The sequence below is a fragment of the Streptomyces sp. bgisy027 genome (assembly GCF_057710365.1).
In genome coordinates this window covers 109,557-125,844 of sequence record NZ_JBYIVZ010000031.1, presented here as the reverse complement: position 1 = coordinate 125,844, position 16,288 = coordinate 109,557, and the positions used below count along the sequence as shown (strand labels likewise).

Genomic DNA, 16,288 nt, shown 5'->3' with positions numbered 1-16,288 from the left:
GCCCGCCGCTGCGGGCGGACACCCCCCGGCACGTCCCCTTGCCGCCGTGGGCGACTGCGACGCCCCAGGGGCGCGGGGAACTGCGCGAGTGGTTGGGGCGGTTGGGGTCACGGCTTGGCGCGGGCCTGCTGCAACGCCCTGTCTTTCAGGGGCGCGGGGAACTGCGCGAGCGGTTGTGACGGGTGCGGTCACGGCTCGGCGCGGGCCTGCTGCAACGCCCTGCCTTTAGGGGCGCGGGGAACTGCGCGAACGGTTGCGTCGCTTGCGGTCGCGTCTTGGCGCAGGCCCGCTGCAACCCGCTGTCCTTTTTTTGGGGGGCGCGATCGGCCGCTACGGGCCCGCAGTCGCCGTCGGACCCGGTGCGGCAGGTGCGGTCGGCGTTCGGTGCTTGCCGCGCATCGTCGCGGCGAGGAGGGTGATCGCCGTTCCTGCCACTGCCCAGGCCGAGAGGACCAGCAGGGAGCCGGTCGTGTCGTTGCCCTTGAAGTAGGCGACCGAGCGGGTTGTCCAGGTGCCCGCGCCGGGGGGTAGTGCCGGGCCGATGTCGTGCCAGAACGGGGGGAGTAGCGGGGGTGGCAGGGCGCCGCCCGCGCTCGGGTTGCCCAGGATCACCACGATCAGGATCACCAAGCCGATTCCGGCCATGCCGAAGAGGGCCTGAAAGGCGAAGGTGGTCGCGCCCACGGCGAAGACGGTCAGGGTGCCCACGCCCCAGAGGGCGGCGATGCTGCCGGGCAGTGCGCCCAGGACGGGGCCGACGATCAGGGCGCCGCCCAGGCCGGCGACGGCCGCGACCAGGGCCATGACGATGAGGCGGATCACTGAGCGTCTCAGGGTGGGGCGGCGGGCGCCCGAGCTGATCGTGATGATCGACGCGCAGAGGTAGCCGCCGACGCACCAGCCCACGGTCACGTAGAAGGACGTCAGCCCGTTGGAGTCGTGGCGGTCGGCGGGGGCCACGTCGACCGTGCGGAGTGTGCGGGCCTCGGATCTCTCCAGGGTGGCGACCAGGGCCTCCAGGGTGACGGCCAGTGCTCTGCCGCCTCCGGTGGCGACCAGGAGGGTGTCCGTGGTGGTGGTCGGGTCGATCACCAGGGCGCCGTCGATCTCCCGGTCCAGGATCTGGTCGCGGGCCGTCTCCACGTCGGGCAGGGCGCGGGGGTCCAGCGGGTCGTCGGGCAGGTTCTCCAGTCGGTCCACCGTCTGCTGGGCGGCCACCTCGGGGGCCACTACTCCCAAGGGCACGTTCTTGGGTTTCGGGTCGTGGAGGGCGCCCACGTAGGAGGCGATGAAGAGCAGGGCGAGGACCACCGTGCCGGTCACGAGGATCGTGGCCCGGGGGGTGACGGCGTCCTTCACCTCGGCCAGGAAGGAGGGGTGGGGAGTGCCGGCGCCGGGGGTCTGCGTCATGCCCCCACGGTCCGGGGCCGAGGGCGTTTGCGCAGGTGGGAGGCGGCCGAACGGATGTCGTACGAGTGTTCGATAACGGTCCCGGAATGGTCTATGGTGGGGGTGGGAGAGTTGGGAACTGATGTTCGAGTAATGGCTCGGACTCGCTGGCGCGGGAGGTGTGTGTGTCGGGCTTCGCGCATCTGCACACCGTCTCCGGGTTCTCCCTGAGGTACGGCGCCTCGCACCCGGAGCGGCTGGCCGAGCGTGCCTCCGAGCGGGGCATGGACGCGTTGGCGCTCACTGATCGTGACTCGCTCGGGGGTGCGGTTCGGTTCGCCAAGGCGTGTGCGACGGCGGGGGTGCGGCCGTTGTTCGGTGTGGAGCTGGCCGTGGCGGGGTTCGGGGTTTCGGGGGAGGGTGCGGGGCGGCGGCGGGCTCCGGTGCGGGGTGGTGCCTTTGTCGATGAGTCGAGTCAGCGGGTCACTTTTCTCGGGCGGGACGGGGCCCGGGGATGGGGCGATCTGTGCCGAATCGTTTCGGCGGCGCATGGCGGGGAGGGGCCGCCGATGCTGCCCCGGGAGGACAACCGGGGGGACGGCCTGATCGTCCTGCTCGGGCCCGACTCCGACGTCGGACGCGCGCTCGCCGCCGGCCGTCCCGACCGGGCGGCCAGGCTGCTCGTGCCCTGGCGGGAGATCTACGGCGACTGTCTGCGGCTGGAGGCCGTCTGGCACGGGCGCAAGGGCACCGGGCCGGGCTCGCTGCGGCTGGCCGCCCGTACCGTCGGCTTCGCCGCCGAGCAGCGGCTGCGGCCCGTGCTGAGCAATGCCGTCCGCTATGCCGACCCGGGCCTGGGGCCGGTCGCCGATGTGCTGGACGCCGCGCGCCGGCTCGTGCCCATCGACTCCACCAAGGAACTGGACTCCGGTGAAGCCTGGCTCAAAGGCGCCGGGGACATGGCACGGGTCGCCGAGCGGGTCGTCGAGGCCGCGGGGTTCCGGCGTGACACCGCGCACCGGCTGCTGGAGCAGACCGGGGCGACGGCTGCCGAGTGCCTCGTCGATCCCGAGGACGACCTGGGCATCGGCACCGTCCACTTTCCCGAGCCGCATCTCGTCGGCGCCGGGCGGCGCAGCGCGCAGCGGGCGCTCGCCTCGCGGGCGGTGGCGGGCATGGTGCGACGCGGCTACGACGGGCGGCGGGCGTACTGGGAGCGGGTGCACCAGGAGCTGGACATCATCGCCCACCACGGGTTCGCCTCCTACTTCCTGACGGTCGCCCAGGTCGTCGACGACGTCAGGGCGATGGGGATCCGGGTGGCCGCGCGTGGGTCCGGTGCGGGGTCGCTCGTCAACCATCTGCTCGGCATCGCGCACGCCGATCCCGTGGAGCACGGGCTGCTGATGGAGCGCTTCCTGTCCAAGCGCCGGCCGGTGCTGCCCGACATCGACATCGATGTGGAGTCCGCTCGGCGGCTGGAGGTCTACCGGGCGATCATCGACCGGTTCGGGACCGAACGGGTCGCGACCGTCTCCATGCCGGAGACCTATCGGGTGCGGCATGCGGTACGGGACGTGGGTGCGGCTCTGTCCATGGACCCCGCCGACATCGACCGGATCGCCAAGTCCTTCCCGCACATCCGCGCCCGCGACGCCCGCGCGGCGCTGGAGGAGCTGCCCGAGCTGCGGCGACTGGCCGGGGAGCGGGAGCGGTACGGCAAGCTGTGGGAGCTGGTCGAGGCGCTCGACGCCCTGCCGCGCGGCATCGCCATGCATCCGTGCGGGGTGCTGCTGTCGGACGCCTCCCTGCTCTCCCGTACGCCGGTCATGCCGACCAGCGGCGAGGGCTTCCCCATGTCGCAGTTCGACAAGGACGACGTCGAGGACCTCGGGCTGCTCAAGCTCGACGTGCTGGGCGTGCGGATGCAGTCGGCGATGGCGCACGCGGTCGCGGAGGTGGAGCGGGCCACGGGGGAGCGGGTCGACCTGGACGGGGTGGCGGACGGGGATCCGGCCACGTACCGGCTGGTCCGGTCCGCCGAGACGCTGGGCTGCTTCCAGATCGAGTCGCCCGGGCAGCGCGACCTGGTCGGGCGGCTCCAGCCGGCCACCTTCCACGACCTCGTCGTCGACATCTCGCTCTTCCGGCCCGGGCCGGTCGCCGCCGACATGGTGCGGCCGTTCATCGAGGCACGGCACGGGCGGGCGCCCGTGCGCTATCCGCACAAGGATCTGGAAGGACCGCTGCGGGAGACGTACGGGGTCGTCGTCTTCCACGAGCAGATCATCGACATCGTGCACATCATGACCGGCTGCGGACGGGACGAGGCCGACCGGGTGCGGCGCGGGCTGTCCGACCCCGAGTCGCAGGGGCGGATCCGGGTGTGGTTCGCGCAGCACGCGGCGGCCAAGGGGTACGACGCGGAGACCATCGGGCGGACCTGGGAGATCGTCGAGGCCTTCGGGTCGTACGGCTTCTGCAAGGCGCACGCGGTCGCCTTCGCCGTGCCGACCTATCAGTCGGCCTGGCTGAAGGCCCATCATCCGGCCGCCTTCTACGCGGGGCTGCTCACGCACGACCCCGGGATGTATCCGAAGCGGCTGCTGCTGGCGGACGCGCGGCGGCGGGGGGTGCCGATCCTGCCGCTGGACGTGAACGCGTCGGGAGTCGCCCACCGTATCGAACTGGTGTCTGAATCAGGGGAGTCGAAGAGCTCGCGAAAGGTGTGGGGACTGCGGCTCGCCCTCTCCGATGTGCACGGGATCAGCGAGGCCGAGGCGGCACGGGTCGCGGACGGGCAGCCGTACGCCTCGCTGCTCGACTTCTGGGAGCGGGCCCGGCCCAGCCGTCCGCTGGCCCAGCGGCTCGCGCAGGTCGGCGCGCTGGACGCCTTCGGGGCCAACCGGCGTGATCTGCAGCTGCATCTGACCGAACTGCACCGGGGCGCCCGCAGCGGTGGCGGTGGGCAACTCCCGCTGGCCGGCGGGCGGGAGACCGCCGCGGCAGGGCTGCCCGACCTCACCTCGGCGGAGCGGCTCAGTGCCGAGCTGGGAGTGCTGTCCATGGACGCCTCACGCAATCTGATGGACGACCACCGGGCGTTCCTCGACGAGCTGGGCGTCGTGTCGGCGCGGCGGCTGCGCGATGCCGGGCACGGCGAGAGCGTGCTGGTCGCTGGGGCCAAGGCGGCCACCCAGACGCCGCCGATCCGGTCCGGCAAGCGGGTCATCTTCAGCACGCTGGACGACGGGACGGGGCTGGTGGACCTCGCCTTCTTCGACGACTCGCACGATGCGTGTGCCCACACCGTCTTCCACTCCTGGCTGCTGCTGGTGCGGGGCGTGGTGCAGCGGCGCGGGCCGCGCAGTCTGAGCGTGGTGGGATCCGCCGCCTGGAACCTCGCCGAGCTGATCGAGCTGCGCGCCGAGGGCGGCCTGGACGTGGTGGCGGCCCGGCTGGCGGAGCCGGTGGCGGCGCCGGCGGGGGACGACGGGGATCCGGCGCGCGGCCGGCGAATCCAAATGCCCACCGGATACGAACTGAACCCGTGGGCCGATCTGCGACCGGCGGGTCAAGAGCCTTCACAGGTACGGAAGTTGTGGCACCAGAGTCCGGGGAGTGCGGGATGACCATCCTCTGCGTACGTTTCCAGCTGCCGCCGACGCACGAGGCGGCCCTGCCGGTGCTGCTCGGGCTGCTGGAGGACTTCACGCCGGTCGTCCAGGCGTTGCCACCGGATGCGGCGCTGGCCGATCTGCGCGGCGCCGAGCGGTACTTCGGGCGGGACGCGGTCGAGCTCGCGTCGGTGATCCGGGTGCGCGCCCTCGCCCATCACGGGGTCGACTGCGCGATCGGCGCCGGGCCGGGGCCGATGCTGGCCCGCGTCGCGCTGGGGGAGGCGCGGCCCGGAGTGACGTGTGCGGTTCCCGAGGATGCCGCGGAGTTCCTCGCCGGCAAGCCCGTCGCCGCGCTGCCCGGCGTCGGTGCCGCGACCGCCCGCACCCTGTGCGAGTACGGCCTCGACACCCTCGGCCTGGTCGCCGGTGCCCCGCTGGCCACGCTCCAGCGGCTGATCGGCGCGAAGGCGGGCCGCGAGCTGCGCGAGAAGGCGAGCGGAATCGACCGGGGCCGGGTCGTCCCGGACGGTGTGTCGCGGTCGCTGGCCACCGAACGCCCCTTCACCCGCGACGAGCTGGACCCCGACCGGCACCGCCGTGCCCTGCTCTCGGCCGCCGAGGAACTGGGCGCCCGGCTGCGCGCCCTGGACAAGGTCTGCCGCACCCTGACCCTCACCGTCCGCTACGCCGACCTCCCCCACTCTCGAACAGGCTCGAGCGGGGGCGCCCCCATCTCGACGACCCGCAGCCGCACCCTGAAGGAGCCGACGGCCCACTCGGCGGCGCTGACCAGGGCGGCGTACGGCATGTACGAGGCACTCGGCCTCCAGCGCGCCCGCGTCCGGGCTCTGGCCCTGCGCGCCGAGGGCCTCGACCCCGCCGAGCAGGCCTCCTACCAGCTCACCTTCGACCCGCTCGACGAGAAGGCCCGGCGTATCGAGGAGGTCGCGGACCGCGCACGGGCGAAGTTCGGGCCGCACGCGGTGATGCCGGGGTCCCTCGCCGCATAGTTCCCCTCGTGCGCGGGTCAGTTAACCCCAGGTCTCCTCGGCCTTGTCGCGGATGACATAGTTCCCCTCGTGCGCGGGTCAGTTGGCCCACGGCGGCGTGATGAGCGTGCCGTCGGCCAGTTCCGCGGTCAGTCCGATCGACGTGGTGACCCAGGTGACGGCGGTCCGCCCGGTCGGGTTCTCGACCGTCAGGGTCGCGCCGGGGTTGATGATCAGGGTGTCGCCCGCGGTGATCCGGTCGGTGCGGTCGTCGAGCGTGACCAGCAGCTCGCCGTCGAGGAGGTGCAGGATCTCCTCCCGGCTGACGGTGTGCGCGGGCGCCTTGGTCCCCGCGGGGATCTCGCCGCGCCAGGCGCACAGCTCCTTGCTGCCGGTGCCGGGGGTGGCGTACGAGACGAAACGGGCGCCGTGGATCTCGTGGGTGACGGCCTCGGACGCTCGGATCACGGGCATGGATGCCTCCTCGGGAAGATGGTCAAGCTGCTTGACTGTATGAGCTTATGGTCAAGCTGCTTGACCGACCCGTCAAGGGTGTTTCAATGCCTGCGTGCAGAACTCCGAAGCCATGGCCCTGTCCGCCGCCCTGCTCGCCGTCGCCGGTGAGCTCACGCAGCGCATCAACGACGGCGTGGTCGCCCGGGGCTTCGAGGGGGTCAGGCCCGCGCACGGTTTCGCCTTCGCCCGGCTTGCCCCGGCCGGGGCCACCGCCACCGACCTCGCCGTCCATCTCGGCGTGACCAAGCAGGCCGCGAGTCAGCTCGTGGACGAGATCGTGCGCAAGGGGTACGCCGAGCGCCGGCCGCACCCCGATGACGCGCGGGCCCGCCTGGTCGTGCTGACCGAGCGGGGATGGGCCTGCACTCGTGCCGCCGAGGAGGCGGCCGCCGATGCCGTCCGGGGGTGGGCCGATGTGCTGGGGGAGGCGCAGGTGCGGTCGCTGCTGGGGCAATTGGCGCGTATCGCGCCCAATGGCCCCATCCGGCCTGCCTGGTGATGGTTCATCAGTAGATGCAGTGCACCTCTGACTATCACTGGAAGTTTTTACTGACGCGTAACTTCACACGTCTGCTACTCACCCGTAACTTGACGAGTGAACAGCATCCTCGTGATCCGGATCACAGGGCGTAAGGCCGTCGCACCTCCCTTGAGCCGCAAGGAGATCACCCGATGCTGCCCTGGAAACGAGTGCTCAGACCGCTGGCCGCACTGCTCCTGACCGCCGCGGTAGCCGTCGTCCCCGCCGCCACCACCGCCCAGGCCGCCGAAACGACGGCGGCTTCCAGCAGCGGCTGGAACGACTACAACTGCAAGCCGTCCGCCGCCCATCCCCGCCCCGTCGTCCTCGTCCACGGAACCTTCGCCAACTCCGTCGACAACTGGCTGGGACTCGCACCCTACTTGAAGCACCGCGGTTACTGCGTCTTCTCCCTCGACTACGGCCAGCTGCCGGGCGTGCCGTTCTTCCACGCCCTCGGCCCCATCGACAAGTCGGCAGAGCAACTGTCCGCCTATGTCGACAAGGTGCTCGCCGCGACCGGCGCCGCCGAGGCCGATCTCGTCGGCCACTCGCAGGGCGGCATGATGCCCCGCTACTACCTCAAGTTCCTCGGCGGCGCGGGCAAGGTGAACGCCCTCGTCGGCATCGCACCCAACAACCACGGCACCACCCTGTCGGGGCTCACCAACCTGCTGCCGTACTTCCCCGGCGCGGAGGACCTGCTCAGCGCCGCGACCCCCGCCCTCGCCCAGCAGGTCGTCGGGTCCGACTTCATGACCAAGCTCAACGCGGGCGGCGACACCGTCCCCGGTGTGCGCTACACGGTCATCGCCACCAAGTACGACGAGGTGGTCACGCCGTGGCGGACCCAGTTCCTGACCGGGCCCGACGTGAAGAACGTCCTGATCCAGGACCTGTGCGCGGTCGACATCTCGGAGCACGCACTCATCGGCATCACCGACCGGATCGCCTTCCACGAGGTGGCCAACGCGCTCGATCCCGCCCACGCCCGCCCCACCACCTGCGCGTCCGTGTTCAGTTGAGCGGCTGAGTACGGACACACCGCCGGGGCCTGACCGGCCTGAGCCGCCGTTCAGGCCCCGGAGTCCTTGTCGTCAGCGGCCCTGCCGACCAGCGCTTGCCGCCCGCCGGCGCGCCGAGGCGAACAGCACCGCCGAACCCAGCGCGAGCGTCGCCGCACCGCCCATCGCGAGATACGCCGTGCTGCTGTCGCCGCCGGTCTCGGCCAGGTTCTCGGTGGCGCCCGCCGCCTTCGGCCGGTTGGCCGGGGCGGTGGACGGGCCGTCCTCGGCCGCCGCGGCCGGCTCCGCCGATGTACTGGCGTCCTGGTCACCGTGGCCGTGGTGCTCGATCGTCGACTGGTCCGCACCGGCCTCGATCTGCTCCTCGGAGGGCGCGGAGGCGCTCGGGGCGGCGGACGCCTCGCTGCCGGAGTCGCCACTGCCGGTGCCGGGGGAGTCGCCGGTGCTGTCGGAGTTGCCGGTGCCGCCGCCGCTTGCGCCGCCGAACGTGACGTCCGAGCAGGAGTAGAACGCCTCCGGGCTGTCCGAGCGCTGCCAGACCGCGTACAGCAGCTGCTTGCCGGAACGCTGCGGCAGGGTGCCGGAGAAGGTGTAGAAGCCGCCCGACGCAGCCGGGTCGGTGGCCGTCGCCACCGGGTTCGACAGATCCAGATCGTCCCAGGCCAGCGGCTTTGCGGGGTCGTAGCCCGGCTTGGTGATGTACACCTTGAAGGTGCCCTTGTGCGGAGCGGTCACGCGGTACTTGAAGGTGTACGACCCGCTGCTCACGCTGGTCGCCGGCCAGTCGGCGCGGGCCAGGTCCAGGCCCTTGAACTCCTCGCTGTTCGCGCTGCACAGCTTGCCGTCCGGGATCAGCTCCTGGTGCCGGCCGGCCGCGTCGCCGATGCGTATGCCGTTCCAGTCGTAGAGGGCCTGCGTGCCGCCCGCCGCGACCGCCGCCTTGCACGCGTCGGACTTCGGGCTCTCCGGTCCCTCCGCGTAGCACTGCGAGACCCGGCTGACCGGGTCGCCCATCGAGCCGTGCGCCGAGGCGGGCGCGGCGGCGAGGGCGGTCAGCGCGAGCGGGGTCAGGCCGAGAGCGGTGACGGCGGCGGCCTTGCGGCGTGCGGACATGAAGATCTCCTCGAGGGCCTGATGCATGGGGTGAATCCCGTGGGGGCGATCAGAAACTAGCCCGAGGAACCCGCGAAATCGCCTGCTGGAGGCGGGTGATGGCGATCTTTAGGGTCGCCTTAAGGGAGTGCTCAGACTGAGATCAGGTAGGTAGCGTTCAGGCCATGACGACCGAGGAGATCCGCCCCGCGACGGCTGCCGACGTACCGGTGGTGAAGGCCGTGACGGACGCCGCGTACACGCCGTACATCGAGCGCATCGGGGTGGTCCCCGTGCCCATGACGGCGGACCACGCGGCGAACGTGGCCGCGGGGAAGGTGTTCGTGACGGGGGATCCCGTGCTGGGGCTCGTGGTGATCGAGGCGCACGAGGACCATCTGTTCCTCGACAGCATCGCCGTCCACCCCGACGCCCATGGCCAGGGCGTGGGGAGACGGCTGCTGCGCTTCGTGGACGCACGCGCGCGTGCGCTGGGCCTGCCCGAGGTCAGGCTCTACACGAACGCCCTGATGTGGGAGAACCAGAAGATCTACCCGAAGTACGGCTATGAGCTCGTCGAGCGCCGGGTGGACGGCCGGTACGACCGGCTCCACTACCGAAAGCGGCTCACCTGACGTGTCTCGTCCGGCCGGCCGGGTTTCTCAGCTGTCCGGCCACCAGACCCGGGCTATGTCCTTGCGGACCTCCGGTCGTCCCGAGGGGCGCTCTTCGGCCTCCTCCTGGATCCGGCGTCGGGTGCTGGACTGCCTCTTCAGGGGCTTCTGCACGGTTGCACGGCGCATGGCTGCCTCCTTCAGGGCCCACCGAGTTCCGCGTTCTCACCGGGGTAGACCCGTTGGGGGAGAGTTCCTCATCGGTGCAGGCTCTGTCAGTGGCGGCAGTCACGATTCGACTGTCAGTGGCGGGTGTCACTCTTGGCCGCATGACGAACGGTGAACACGCCATCACAGGGGCGGCCCCGGACTGGGACTCGGCCGCCGCCACCTTCGACGACGAGCCGGACCACGGCCTGCGCGACCCCGAAGTCCGCCGGGCATGGGCCACCCGGCTGCGGTCCTGGCTGCCCGATCGCGCCTGTGACGTCCTCGACCTGGGCTGCGGCACCGGCAGCCTGTCGCTCCTCGCGGCCGAGCAGGGGCACCGCGTCACCGGGGTGGACCGGTCCCCGGCGATGGTCGATCTCGCCCGCGCCAAGCTCGCCGGGCGTGACGCGGTGTTCCTCGTCGGTGACGCGGCGGCGCCCCCGGTGGGGGAGGAGCGGTTCGACGTGGTGCTCGTACGGCATGTCCTGTGGGCGCTGCCCGACCCGGGCCGGGTCCTGCGGCACTGGCGCGAGCTGCTGCGCCCGGGAGGACGGTTCGTGCTGGTCGAGGGCGTGTGGGACACCGTCGCCGGCGCCGCCCCGGCCGGCATACCGGCGGAGCGGCTCACCGAACTCCTCGCGCCGCTCGCCGGCCAGGTGCGGGTGGAGCGCCTGTCGGACGACGAGCCGCTGTGGGGCAGGGCCGTGACCGACGAGCGGTACGCCGTGGTGGCGATGGCCTGACGGGCGGAGGCGGCGACCGGCACGCGGGGCCTTTGCGGAACCGCGAGCCCCATGGCCCTAGGCCAGCAGTGACTCCAGACCGCCCTCGACCGTGGCGAACGCCTCCAGCTCGTCGAGAGCCGCCACGGCCGCGGCGGCCGCCTCCGGGTCCGACCGCGCAAGACCGCTCTCGGCGAACTCGTCCTCGTCCAGACGCAGCACGTCCGTGCCGTCGGCGGAGCGCCACAGGTCCAGGTCGAGGTCCTCGACGACCAGCTCCGTGCCCGACAGCGTGGCCGGGCGGGTGACGTCGCAGTACCAGCCCTTCAGGGCGCCCGCGGCGTCGCGGACCTCCTTCACGGCGTACCAGCGGTCGCGCCAGTAGTACTCGGTGAAGACATCGCCCGGCTCGAACCGCACGAAGCCGAAGTCGCGGACGCCGTCACCGGACCACGGGGCGCGCACGGCGATCCGGGTGCCGTCGTCGGCGACCAGCTCGGCCGCGTAACGGATCTTCGTACGGCCGCCCTTGACGAGGACCACGTCCAGGGCGCGAGGCCGCTCAGCCGAGTTCGCGGACATGGCGGACCTCCGTCGCGCAGATCTGGTAGCCGAACCAGAAGTTGATCGCCAGCATGGGCTCATTGTCGGTGTCGTTGCCGGTGAACGCCTCCCGGTAGCCGGCGGCGCGGGCGCGGTGCAGGGAGGCGTTCTTGGCAAGCTTGGCCAGGCCCCGGCCGCGGTGGGCGCGGGCGGTGCCGGTCATCGCTGTGGAGATGGAGGTCCCCCCGATCGGGCGAAGTCGAGAGCGGGGGAGGGTGGCGCGGTCCGTGAAGGCGGAGCTGAACGCGGCGGGACGGCCGTCGACGACGGCGACCGACGTCAGGTCCAGGTCGAGGAGCGGATGCTTCCAGGTCTCCGCGAGCCACGCCTCGTAGTCGGTGAACTCGGCGCCCACGTCGCTCGGTTCGTCCGACGCAGTCTCCGCGTCGAGCCGGAACAGCGGGCGCGGGTCGTCCGCGAAGTCGGCGGCCGTGCGCAGTTCGACCCCGGGCGGGAGCTCCTGGAGCGGCGGCAGGGTGCCGCCCGCAAGGTCCAGGCGCAGGAAGTGGGCGGAGCGGCTCGGGCGATAGCCGTGCCGCTCGGCGAACGCGCGGTTGCCCGGCTCGTCGAGGACCCACGAGAACAGCTTGGCCGCCCCGAGCGAGCGCAGGTGCTCCTCGGCAGCGCGGACCAGTAGCTCGCCGGCACCGCGGCGGGTGCGGTCCGGCCGCACATAGACGTTCAGGTAGCCCTGGCCGGGCTCCGGGCTGTCGTACGCCATGCCGACCTGGGCCGTGCCGATCGTCTCGCCGTCCTCCTCCGCGACGAGGGAGCGGTGGTGGGCGTCGGGATGGGTGTGGGCCTGGCGGTGGACGATGGCCTCCGGGGTCCACAGGATGTACGGCAGGGCGAGGTGGCGGCTGTGGGCGAAACGCTCGACGTCGGCGGGCACTTCGGGGCGGAGGTCGCGCACGGTCACGGTCACGGAGGCGCACGCTACGTGGGGATGTGCGCGGATGCCTCTCATTTTCCGGCCGGTGCGGGACAATCGGCCCCGTGACCTTGAAGATCCACATCGACGACAGTGCCGCACCGTACGAGCAGGTGCGGGCGCAGATCTCGGAGCAGGCGCGATCGGGGGCGCTGCCGGTGGGCTACCGGCTGCCGACCGTGCGCGGGCTGGCGGAGTCCCTGGGGCTGGCCGCCAACACGGTCGCCAAGGCGTACCGGGCGCTGGAGAGCGACGGGGTGATCGAGACGCGGGGGCGCAACGGCACGTTCGTCGCGGCCGCCGGCTCGGCGGCGGAGCGGGAGCTCGCGTCGGCTGCCCGGACGTACGCCGATCGCGCCCGGCGGCTGGGGCTGACGGAGGCGGACGCGATCGGCGCCGTACGTGATGCGCTGCGGGCGGTCTACGGGGAGTAGGCAGGTTGTCAGGCCGGTGAGAGGAGGTGCCGTGGTGTGCGCGTCGGCTCCCGGCCCGCCGCCGTCGCCGCTCGTGCGAACGCCATCGCGTCCTGCACCGCCGCCCCCGTCGGGTCGTTGTTGAAGTACGCGTACACGTCCTCGGCGTCCGACCACATGCCGGTGATGCGCTCCACCCACGTCGCCAGTGCCCGTCGGCCGTAGTGCGGCCACACATGTGCGCGGCCCACATGGAAACGGACGTAGCCCCAGTCGGTGGTGCGCCACAGCGGTGTCACCGGTCGGGACTCGACGTCGGCCCAGCACAGGGCCGCGCCCCGGGACCCGAGCACCTCGCGTACCTCTTGGGTCCACCAGCTGTCGTGCCGTGGCTCCACCGCGACCCGCGTCGAGGGCGGGAAGCAGGCCAGGCACGCGTCCAGCAGGCCGGCGTCCGCTCGCAGTGTGGGTGGCAGTTGCAGCAGCACCGGGCCCAGCCGGGCGCCCAACCCCTGCGCACGGGACATCAGCCGGTGCACCGGCTCCTCGGGATCCCGCAGCCGCTTGATGTGGGTCAGATAGCGGCTCGCCTTCACCGCGACCACGAAGTCCTGCGGCACCCGGTCCCGCCACGCCTCGAAGTTCTCCCGCGTCGGCAGCCGGTAGAAGGCGTTGTTGATCTCTACCGTGGCGAATTGGGCGGCGTACTCCTCCAGCCAGAGGCGCACCGGTACGTCGGCCGGGTACAGGACGTCCCGCCAGTCCTTGTACTGCCACCCCGACGTGCCGACGAACAGGGTCATACCCCCATCAAAGCACTACAGGTACAGCCCCGCGTCCGCCCCGTCCCGCGGATCCGGCAGCGCCGTCGGCGACGTGCCCCGCTTCAGCGCGTACAGCTCCGCCAGCGTGGCGCCCTCGCGGCCGATGCCCTCCTCCGCGCCCAGCCAGCCCACCGCCTCGCGGCGCGTCAGCGGCCCCACCTCGATACGGGCCAGGCAGCGGCCCGGGCGGACGACGGCCGGGTGCAGGCGCTCCAGGTCCTCGTTGGTCGTCACACCGACCAGGACGTTGCGGCCCTGGCCCAGCAGGCCGTCCGTCAGGTTGAGCAGCCGCGACAGGGCCTGCCCCGCCGTGTGCTTGGCCTCGCCCCGGATCAGCTCGTCGCAGTCCTCCAGCAGGAGCAGCCGCCAGCGGCCCTTGCCCGTCGAGTCCTCCTCGCCGATCGCGATGTCCATCAGATATCCGACGTCACTGAACAGCCGCTCCGGGTCCAGCACGCAGTCCACCTGGCACCAGTCCCGCCAGGAGCGGGCCAGCGTCCGCAGCGCCGACGTCTTGCCGGTGCCCGGCGGGCCGTGCAGCAGGAGCAGCCGGCCGGCGATGTCCTCCGGGGTCGTCTTCATCAGGCGGTCCATCGCGTCCGCCACCGGCGCGGTGTAGTTGGCCCGCACCTCGTCCCAGGTGCCCGCCGAGATCTGCCGGGTCGTGCGGTGCGGGCCACGCCTGGGGGAGACGTACCAGAAACCCATGGTCACGTTCTCCGGCTGCGGTTCGGGCTCGTCGGCCGCGCCGTCCGTCGCCTCGCCGAGCACCCGCTCGGCCAGTTCCTCGCTGGTCGCGGTCACGGTGACGTCGGCACCGCGGTTCCAGCGGGAGATCAGCAGGGTCCAGCCCTCGCCCTCCGCCAGCGTGGCGCTGCGGTCGTCGTCACGGGCGGTGCGCAGCACACGGGCGCCCGGCGGCAGCAGCGTCGCCCCGGACCGTACGCGGTCGATGTTCGCCGCGTGCGAGTACGGCTGCTCGCCCGTCGCGAAGCGGCCGAGGAACAGCGCGTCGACGACGTCGGACGGCGAGTCGCTGTCGTCGACGTTGAGCCGGATTGGCAGAGCGTCGTGTGGGTTCGCAGACATGCGGCCATGATCCGGCACGCGGCGGCCCCGTGCACCCGGTTTCCGTGCCACATCCCGCCAACGGTGCACGTCGGGTGCGTGCGTGGCATTCCCCGGGCACCCCCGGCCGTGTCGCCCCGGGCACCCCCGGCCGCGTCGCCCCGGGCGCCCTGCCCTGGGCGCCGGGGTCGCATGCCGGCCCGGCACTCCCGTCGCGTCCCCCTGCACCCCCCCATCGCATCCCCGTGCGCCGCCGCGCTCTGTTACAGGACCGTGTGGAGCCGAAACCTGCCCGAGCGGCCGACACCCCCGTTACCGTTGTCCTTGATGGGACGTCATGGGTGGAATTCGGGGGCACGGCGGTGGCGGCTCACCGCGCTGCTCGGCGTGGGCGCCGCGGCACTGGCCCTGCTCGTGACCCTCCTCAACACGCTTCCGGGCAACGGCGTGAACACCGACGGCACCACACGCGACGGCGACAAGCCGCACGGCAACCCGACGGCCACGCCGGACGCGACGGATCCGCAGGTGGGCTGGGGCTTCACACACACCCAGCACAGCGCCGACGAGGGCGCCTCCGCAGCCGTGCAGCGCGTCCGGGGGCGGCTCGCGGACGCCGGCGGGCTGCCGCAGATCCAGCACGTCATGGGCTGGGGCGCCGACAACCCCGAGCCGGTCAGGGGGCGTTACGACTTCGAGGCGATGGACCGCCGCATCGACTTCGTCCGTGCCTCCGGCAGCACCCCGGTCGTCACCCTGTGCTGCGCCCCCGACTGGATGAAGGGCGGCGAGGCCGGCGTCGACAACACCGACTGGAGCCAGGCCGCCCTGGAGACCGCACCCGACCCCGGGCACTTCGACGACTTCGCCGCGCTCGCCGTGACCGTCGCCAAGCGTTACCCGGACGTACGCCACTTCATCGTCTGGAACGAGTTCAAGGGCTTCTGGAACGACGCCGAGGCCCGCTGGGACTACGAGGGCTACACGAAGCTGTACAACCTCGTCCACCGGGCGCTCAAGAAGGTCAACCCGGACATCATGGTCGGCGGGCCGTACCTCGTGATGGACAGCGTCGACCCGCGGGCCGCGGAGGCGTCGAAGGCCCTCACCGGTGCCTGGGGCGCCCTCGACCAGCGCACCGTCGACGCCTTCGGGTACTGGAACGAACACAAGGCGGGCGCCGACTTCGTCGTCGTCGACGGCTCCAGCTACACCCGCGACGACGAACTCCTGCCCGACGAGTTCACGGCCACCGACAAGTTCACGGACGTGAGCCGGTGGGTGCGCGGGCAGAGCGGTGATCTGCCGCTGTGGTGGGCCGAGTACTACGTCGAGCCCGGCGACGGCAACGACGAACGCAAGGGCTGGTCCGAGGCCCGCCGCGGCGCCGTCCAGGCCGCCGGCATGATCGCGCTGGCCAGGGGCGGCACCACCTCCGCCTTCTACTGGAACCCGGAGAAGGAGAAGGGCACCGAGTGCGCCGGCTGTCTGTGGACGCCGACCGACACCCCGGACGGCGGCGCGAAGCTGCCCATGTACGACCTGGTCTCGCGGTTCGGCAAGGAGTTCGGGCCGGGGACCGAGTACAGGCCGGTGTCCGTGGACGGGACCGACGTCCGGGTCCTGGCCACGGACAAGGTGATCCTGGCCGTGAACACCCTTGACCGGCAGACCACCGTGAAGATCGACGGGAAGAAGGCCGAGTTCCAGGCGTACGGGGTCAAGTGGCTCAAGCGCTGAGCCATTTGACCC

Annotated in this window: 16 protein-coding genes; 8 read left to right on the top strand and 8 right to left on the bottom strand. The window is 72.0% G+C overall.

The genetic code is table 11. The features are described 5' to 3' along the window. Positions 1 to 330 precede the first annotated feature (330 nt). The gene (locus tag AC3ETA_RS29195) at positions 331 to 1,410 is read right to left on the bottom strand and encodes an ABC transporter permease (protein WP_432195880.1); all 1,080 of its coding nucleotides are present in this window, start codon (positions 1,408 to 1,410) and stop codon (positions 331 to 333) included. A 164-nt stretch (positions 1,411 to 1,574) separates the two neighbouring features. On the opposite strand from AC3ETA_RS29195, the gene AC3ETA_RS29190 reads away from it, so the two are divergent. Together AC3ETA_RS29190 and AC3ETA_RS29185 are read left to right on the top strand one after the other, a co-directional pair. Then, complete coding sequence (locus AC3ETA_RS29190) at positions 1,575 to 5,021, top strand: DNA polymerase III subunit alpha (RefSeq protein WP_432195879.1); 3,447 nt, start codon at positions 1,575 to 1,577, stop codon at positions 5,019 to 5,021. After that, a complete protein-coding gene (locus AC3ETA_RS29185) occupies positions 5,018 to 6,019 on the top strand; it encodes a DNA polymerase Y family protein (RefSeq protein ID WP_432195878.1) in 1,002 nt (333 codons plus the stop codon). Before AC3ETA_RS29190 ends, AC3ETA_RS29185 begins: the two co-directional genes overlap by 4 nt. 78 nt (positions 6,020 to 6,097) lie before the next feature. Here the strand turns inward: AC3ETA_RS29185 and AC3ETA_RS29180 are convergent, their stop codons facing one another. After that, a complete protein-coding gene (locus AC3ETA_RS29180; protein WP_432195877.1) occupies positions 6,098 to 6,472 on the bottom strand; it encodes a cupin domain-containing protein in 375 nt (124 codons plus the stop codon). Between the two features lie 94 nt (positions 6,473 to 6,566). Between AC3ETA_RS29180 and AC3ETA_RS29175 the strand changes: the two genes are divergently transcribed. Next, the gene (locus AC3ETA_RS29175) at positions 6,567 to 7,013 is read left to right on the top strand and encodes a MarR family winged helix-turn-helix transcriptional regulator (protein ID WP_432195876.1); all 447 of its coding nucleotides are present in this window, start codon (positions 6,567 to 6,569) and stop codon (positions 7,011 to 7,013) included. A 173-nt stretch (positions 7,014 to 7,186) separates the two neighbouring features. After that, positions 7,187 to 8,059, top strand: a complete 873-nt coding sequence (locus tag AC3ETA_RS29170; RefSeq protein ID WP_432195875.1) for an esterase/lipase family protein — start codon at positions 7,187 to 7,189, stop codon at positions 8,057 to 8,059. 72 nt (positions 8,060 to 8,131) lie between these two features. Here AC3ETA_RS29170 and AC3ETA_RS29165 read toward each other — a convergent pair whose 3' ends face one another. Next, positions 8,132 to 9,172 (bottom strand): lytic polysaccharide monooxygenase auxiliary activity family 9 protein, encoded by a 1,041-nt coding sequence (locus tag AC3ETA_RS29165; protein ID WP_432195882.1) that lies wholly within the window; start codon positions 9,170 to 9,172, stop codon positions 8,132 to 8,134. A 164-nt stretch (positions 9,173 to 9,336) separates the two neighbouring features. On the opposite strand from AC3ETA_RS29165, the gene AC3ETA_RS29160 reads away from it, so the two are divergent. Then, complete coding sequence (locus AC3ETA_RS29160; protein WP_432195874.1) at positions 9,337 to 9,786, top strand: GNAT family N-acetyltransferase; 450 nt, start codon at positions 9,337 to 9,339, stop codon at positions 9,784 to 9,786. A gap of 27 nt (positions 9,787 to 9,813) precedes the next feature. Here the strand turns inward: AC3ETA_RS29160 and AC3ETA_RS29155 are convergent, their stop codons facing one another. Next, positions 9,814 to 9,954: a hypothetical protein gene (locus AC3ETA_RS29155; RefSeq protein ID WP_432195873.1), complete on the bottom strand. Its 141-nt coding sequence runs from the start codon at positions 9,952 to 9,954 to the stop codon at positions 9,814 to 9,816. A gap of 140 nt (positions 9,955 to 10,094) precedes the next feature. On the opposite strand from AC3ETA_RS29155, the gene AC3ETA_RS29150 reads away from it, so the two are divergent. Beyond that, positions 10,095 to 10,718 (top strand): class I SAM-dependent methyltransferase, encoded by a 624-nt coding sequence (locus AC3ETA_RS29150; protein ID WP_432195872.1) that lies wholly within the window; start codon positions 10,095 to 10,097, stop codon positions 10,716 to 10,718. Between the two features lie 57 nt (positions 10,719 to 10,775). Here AC3ETA_RS29150 and AC3ETA_RS29145 read toward each other — a convergent pair whose 3' ends face one another. Both AC3ETA_RS29145 and AC3ETA_RS29140 read right to left on the bottom strand, forming a co-directional pair. Next, complete coding sequence (locus AC3ETA_RS29145; RefSeq protein WP_432195871.1) at positions 10,776 to 11,279, bottom strand: ribonuclease FAU-1 family protein; 504 nt, start codon at positions 11,277 to 11,279, stop codon at positions 10,776 to 10,778. Beyond that, positions 11,260 to 12,225 carry a GNAT family N-acetyltransferase gene (locus AC3ETA_RS29140; protein ID WP_432195870.1) on the bottom strand — a complete coding sequence of 322 codons (966 nt, stop codon included), beginning with the start codon at positions 12,223 to 12,225 and terminating at the stop codon, positions 11,260 to 11,262. The genes AC3ETA_RS29145 and AC3ETA_RS29140 overlap by 20 nt, the downstream gene beginning before the upstream one ends. Before the next feature lie 71 nt (positions 12,226 to 12,296). Between AC3ETA_RS29140 and AC3ETA_RS29135 the strand changes: the two genes are divergently transcribed. Next, entirely contained in the window at positions 12,297 to 12,665 is a 369-nt protein-coding gene (locus AC3ETA_RS29135) for a GntR family transcriptional regulator (RefSeq protein ID WP_432195869.1), read from the top strand. An 8-nt stretch (positions 12,666 to 12,673) separates the two neighbouring features. On the opposite strand, the gene AC3ETA_RS29130 is transcribed toward AC3ETA_RS29135, so the two are convergent. Both AC3ETA_RS29130 and AC3ETA_RS29125 read right to left on the bottom strand, forming a co-directional pair. Next, on the bottom strand, positions 12,674 to 13,447 hold the full coding sequence (locus AC3ETA_RS29130) for a DUF72 domain-containing protein (protein ID WP_432195868.1): 774 nt from the start codon (positions 13,445 to 13,447) through the stop codon (positions 12,674 to 12,676). Positions 13,448 to 13,462: 15 nt separating this feature from the next. Beyond that, positions 13,463 to 14,557, bottom strand: coding sequence for a DUF5925 domain-containing protein (locus tag AC3ETA_RS29125; protein WP_176577706.1), 1,095 nt, complete (start codon positions 14,555 to 14,557; stop codon positions 13,463 to 13,465). Between the two features lie 306 nt (positions 14,558 to 14,863). Here AC3ETA_RS29125 and AC3ETA_RS29120 point away from each other — a divergent pair, with 306 nt between their 5' ends. Further along, complete coding sequence (locus AC3ETA_RS29120) at positions 14,864 to 16,276, top strand: GH39 family glycosyl hydrolase (protein WP_432195867.1); 1,413 nt, start codon at positions 14,864 to 14,866, stop codon at positions 16,274 to 16,276. Positions 16,277 to 16,288 lie beyond the last annotated feature (12 nt).

Bases quoted from the DNA above. Each gene is read 5' to 3' on its own strand.
- AC3ETA_RS29195 (WP_432195880.1), bottom strand. From the start codon at position 1,410: ATGACGCAGACCCCCGGCGCCGGCACTCCCCACCCCTCCTTCCTGGCC.
- AC3ETA_RS29185 (WP_432195878.1), top strand. From the start codon at position 5,018: ATGACCATCCTCTGCGTACGTTTCCAGCTGCCGCCGACGCACGAGGCG.
- AC3ETA_RS29180 (WP_432195877.1), bottom strand. From the start codon at position 6,472: ATGCCCGTGATCCGAGCGTCCGAGGCCGTCACCCACGAGATCCACGGC.
- AC3ETA_RS29170 (WP_432195875.1), top strand. From the start codon at position 7,187: ATGCTGCCCTGGAAACGAGTGCTCAGACCGCTGGCCGCACTGCTCCTG.
- AC3ETA_RS29165 (WP_432195882.1), bottom strand. From the start codon at position 9,172: ATGTCCGCACGCCGCAAGGCCGCCGCCGTCACCGCTCTCGGCCTGACC.
- AC3ETA_RS29160 (WP_432195874.1), top strand. From the start codon at position 9,337: ATGACGACCGAGGAGATCCGCCCCGCGACGGCTGCCGACGTACCGGTG.
- AC3ETA_RS29155 (WP_432195873.1), bottom strand. From the start codon at position 9,954: ATGCGCCGTGCAACCGTGCAGAAGCCCCTGAAGAGGCAGTCCAGCACC.
- AC3ETA_RS29150 (WP_432195872.1), top strand. From the start codon at position 10,095: ATGACGAACGGTGAACACGCCATCACAGGGGCGGCCCCGGACTGGGAC.
- AC3ETA_RS29145 (WP_432195871.1), bottom strand. From the start codon at position 11,279: ATGTCCGCGAACTCGGCTGAGCGGCCTCGCGCCCTGGACGTGGTCCTC.
- AC3ETA_RS29130 (WP_432195868.1), bottom strand. From the start codon at position 13,447: ATGACCCTGTTCGTCGGCACGTCGGGGTGGCAGTACAAGGACTGGCGG.
- AC3ETA_RS29125 (WP_176577706.1), bottom strand. From the start codon at position 14,557: ATGTCTGCGAACCCACACGACGCTCTGCCAATCCGGCTCAACGTCGAC.
- AC3ETA_RS29120 (WP_432195867.1), top strand. From the start codon at position 14,864: ATGGGACGTCATGGGTGGAATTCGGGGGCACGGCGGTGGCGGCTCACC.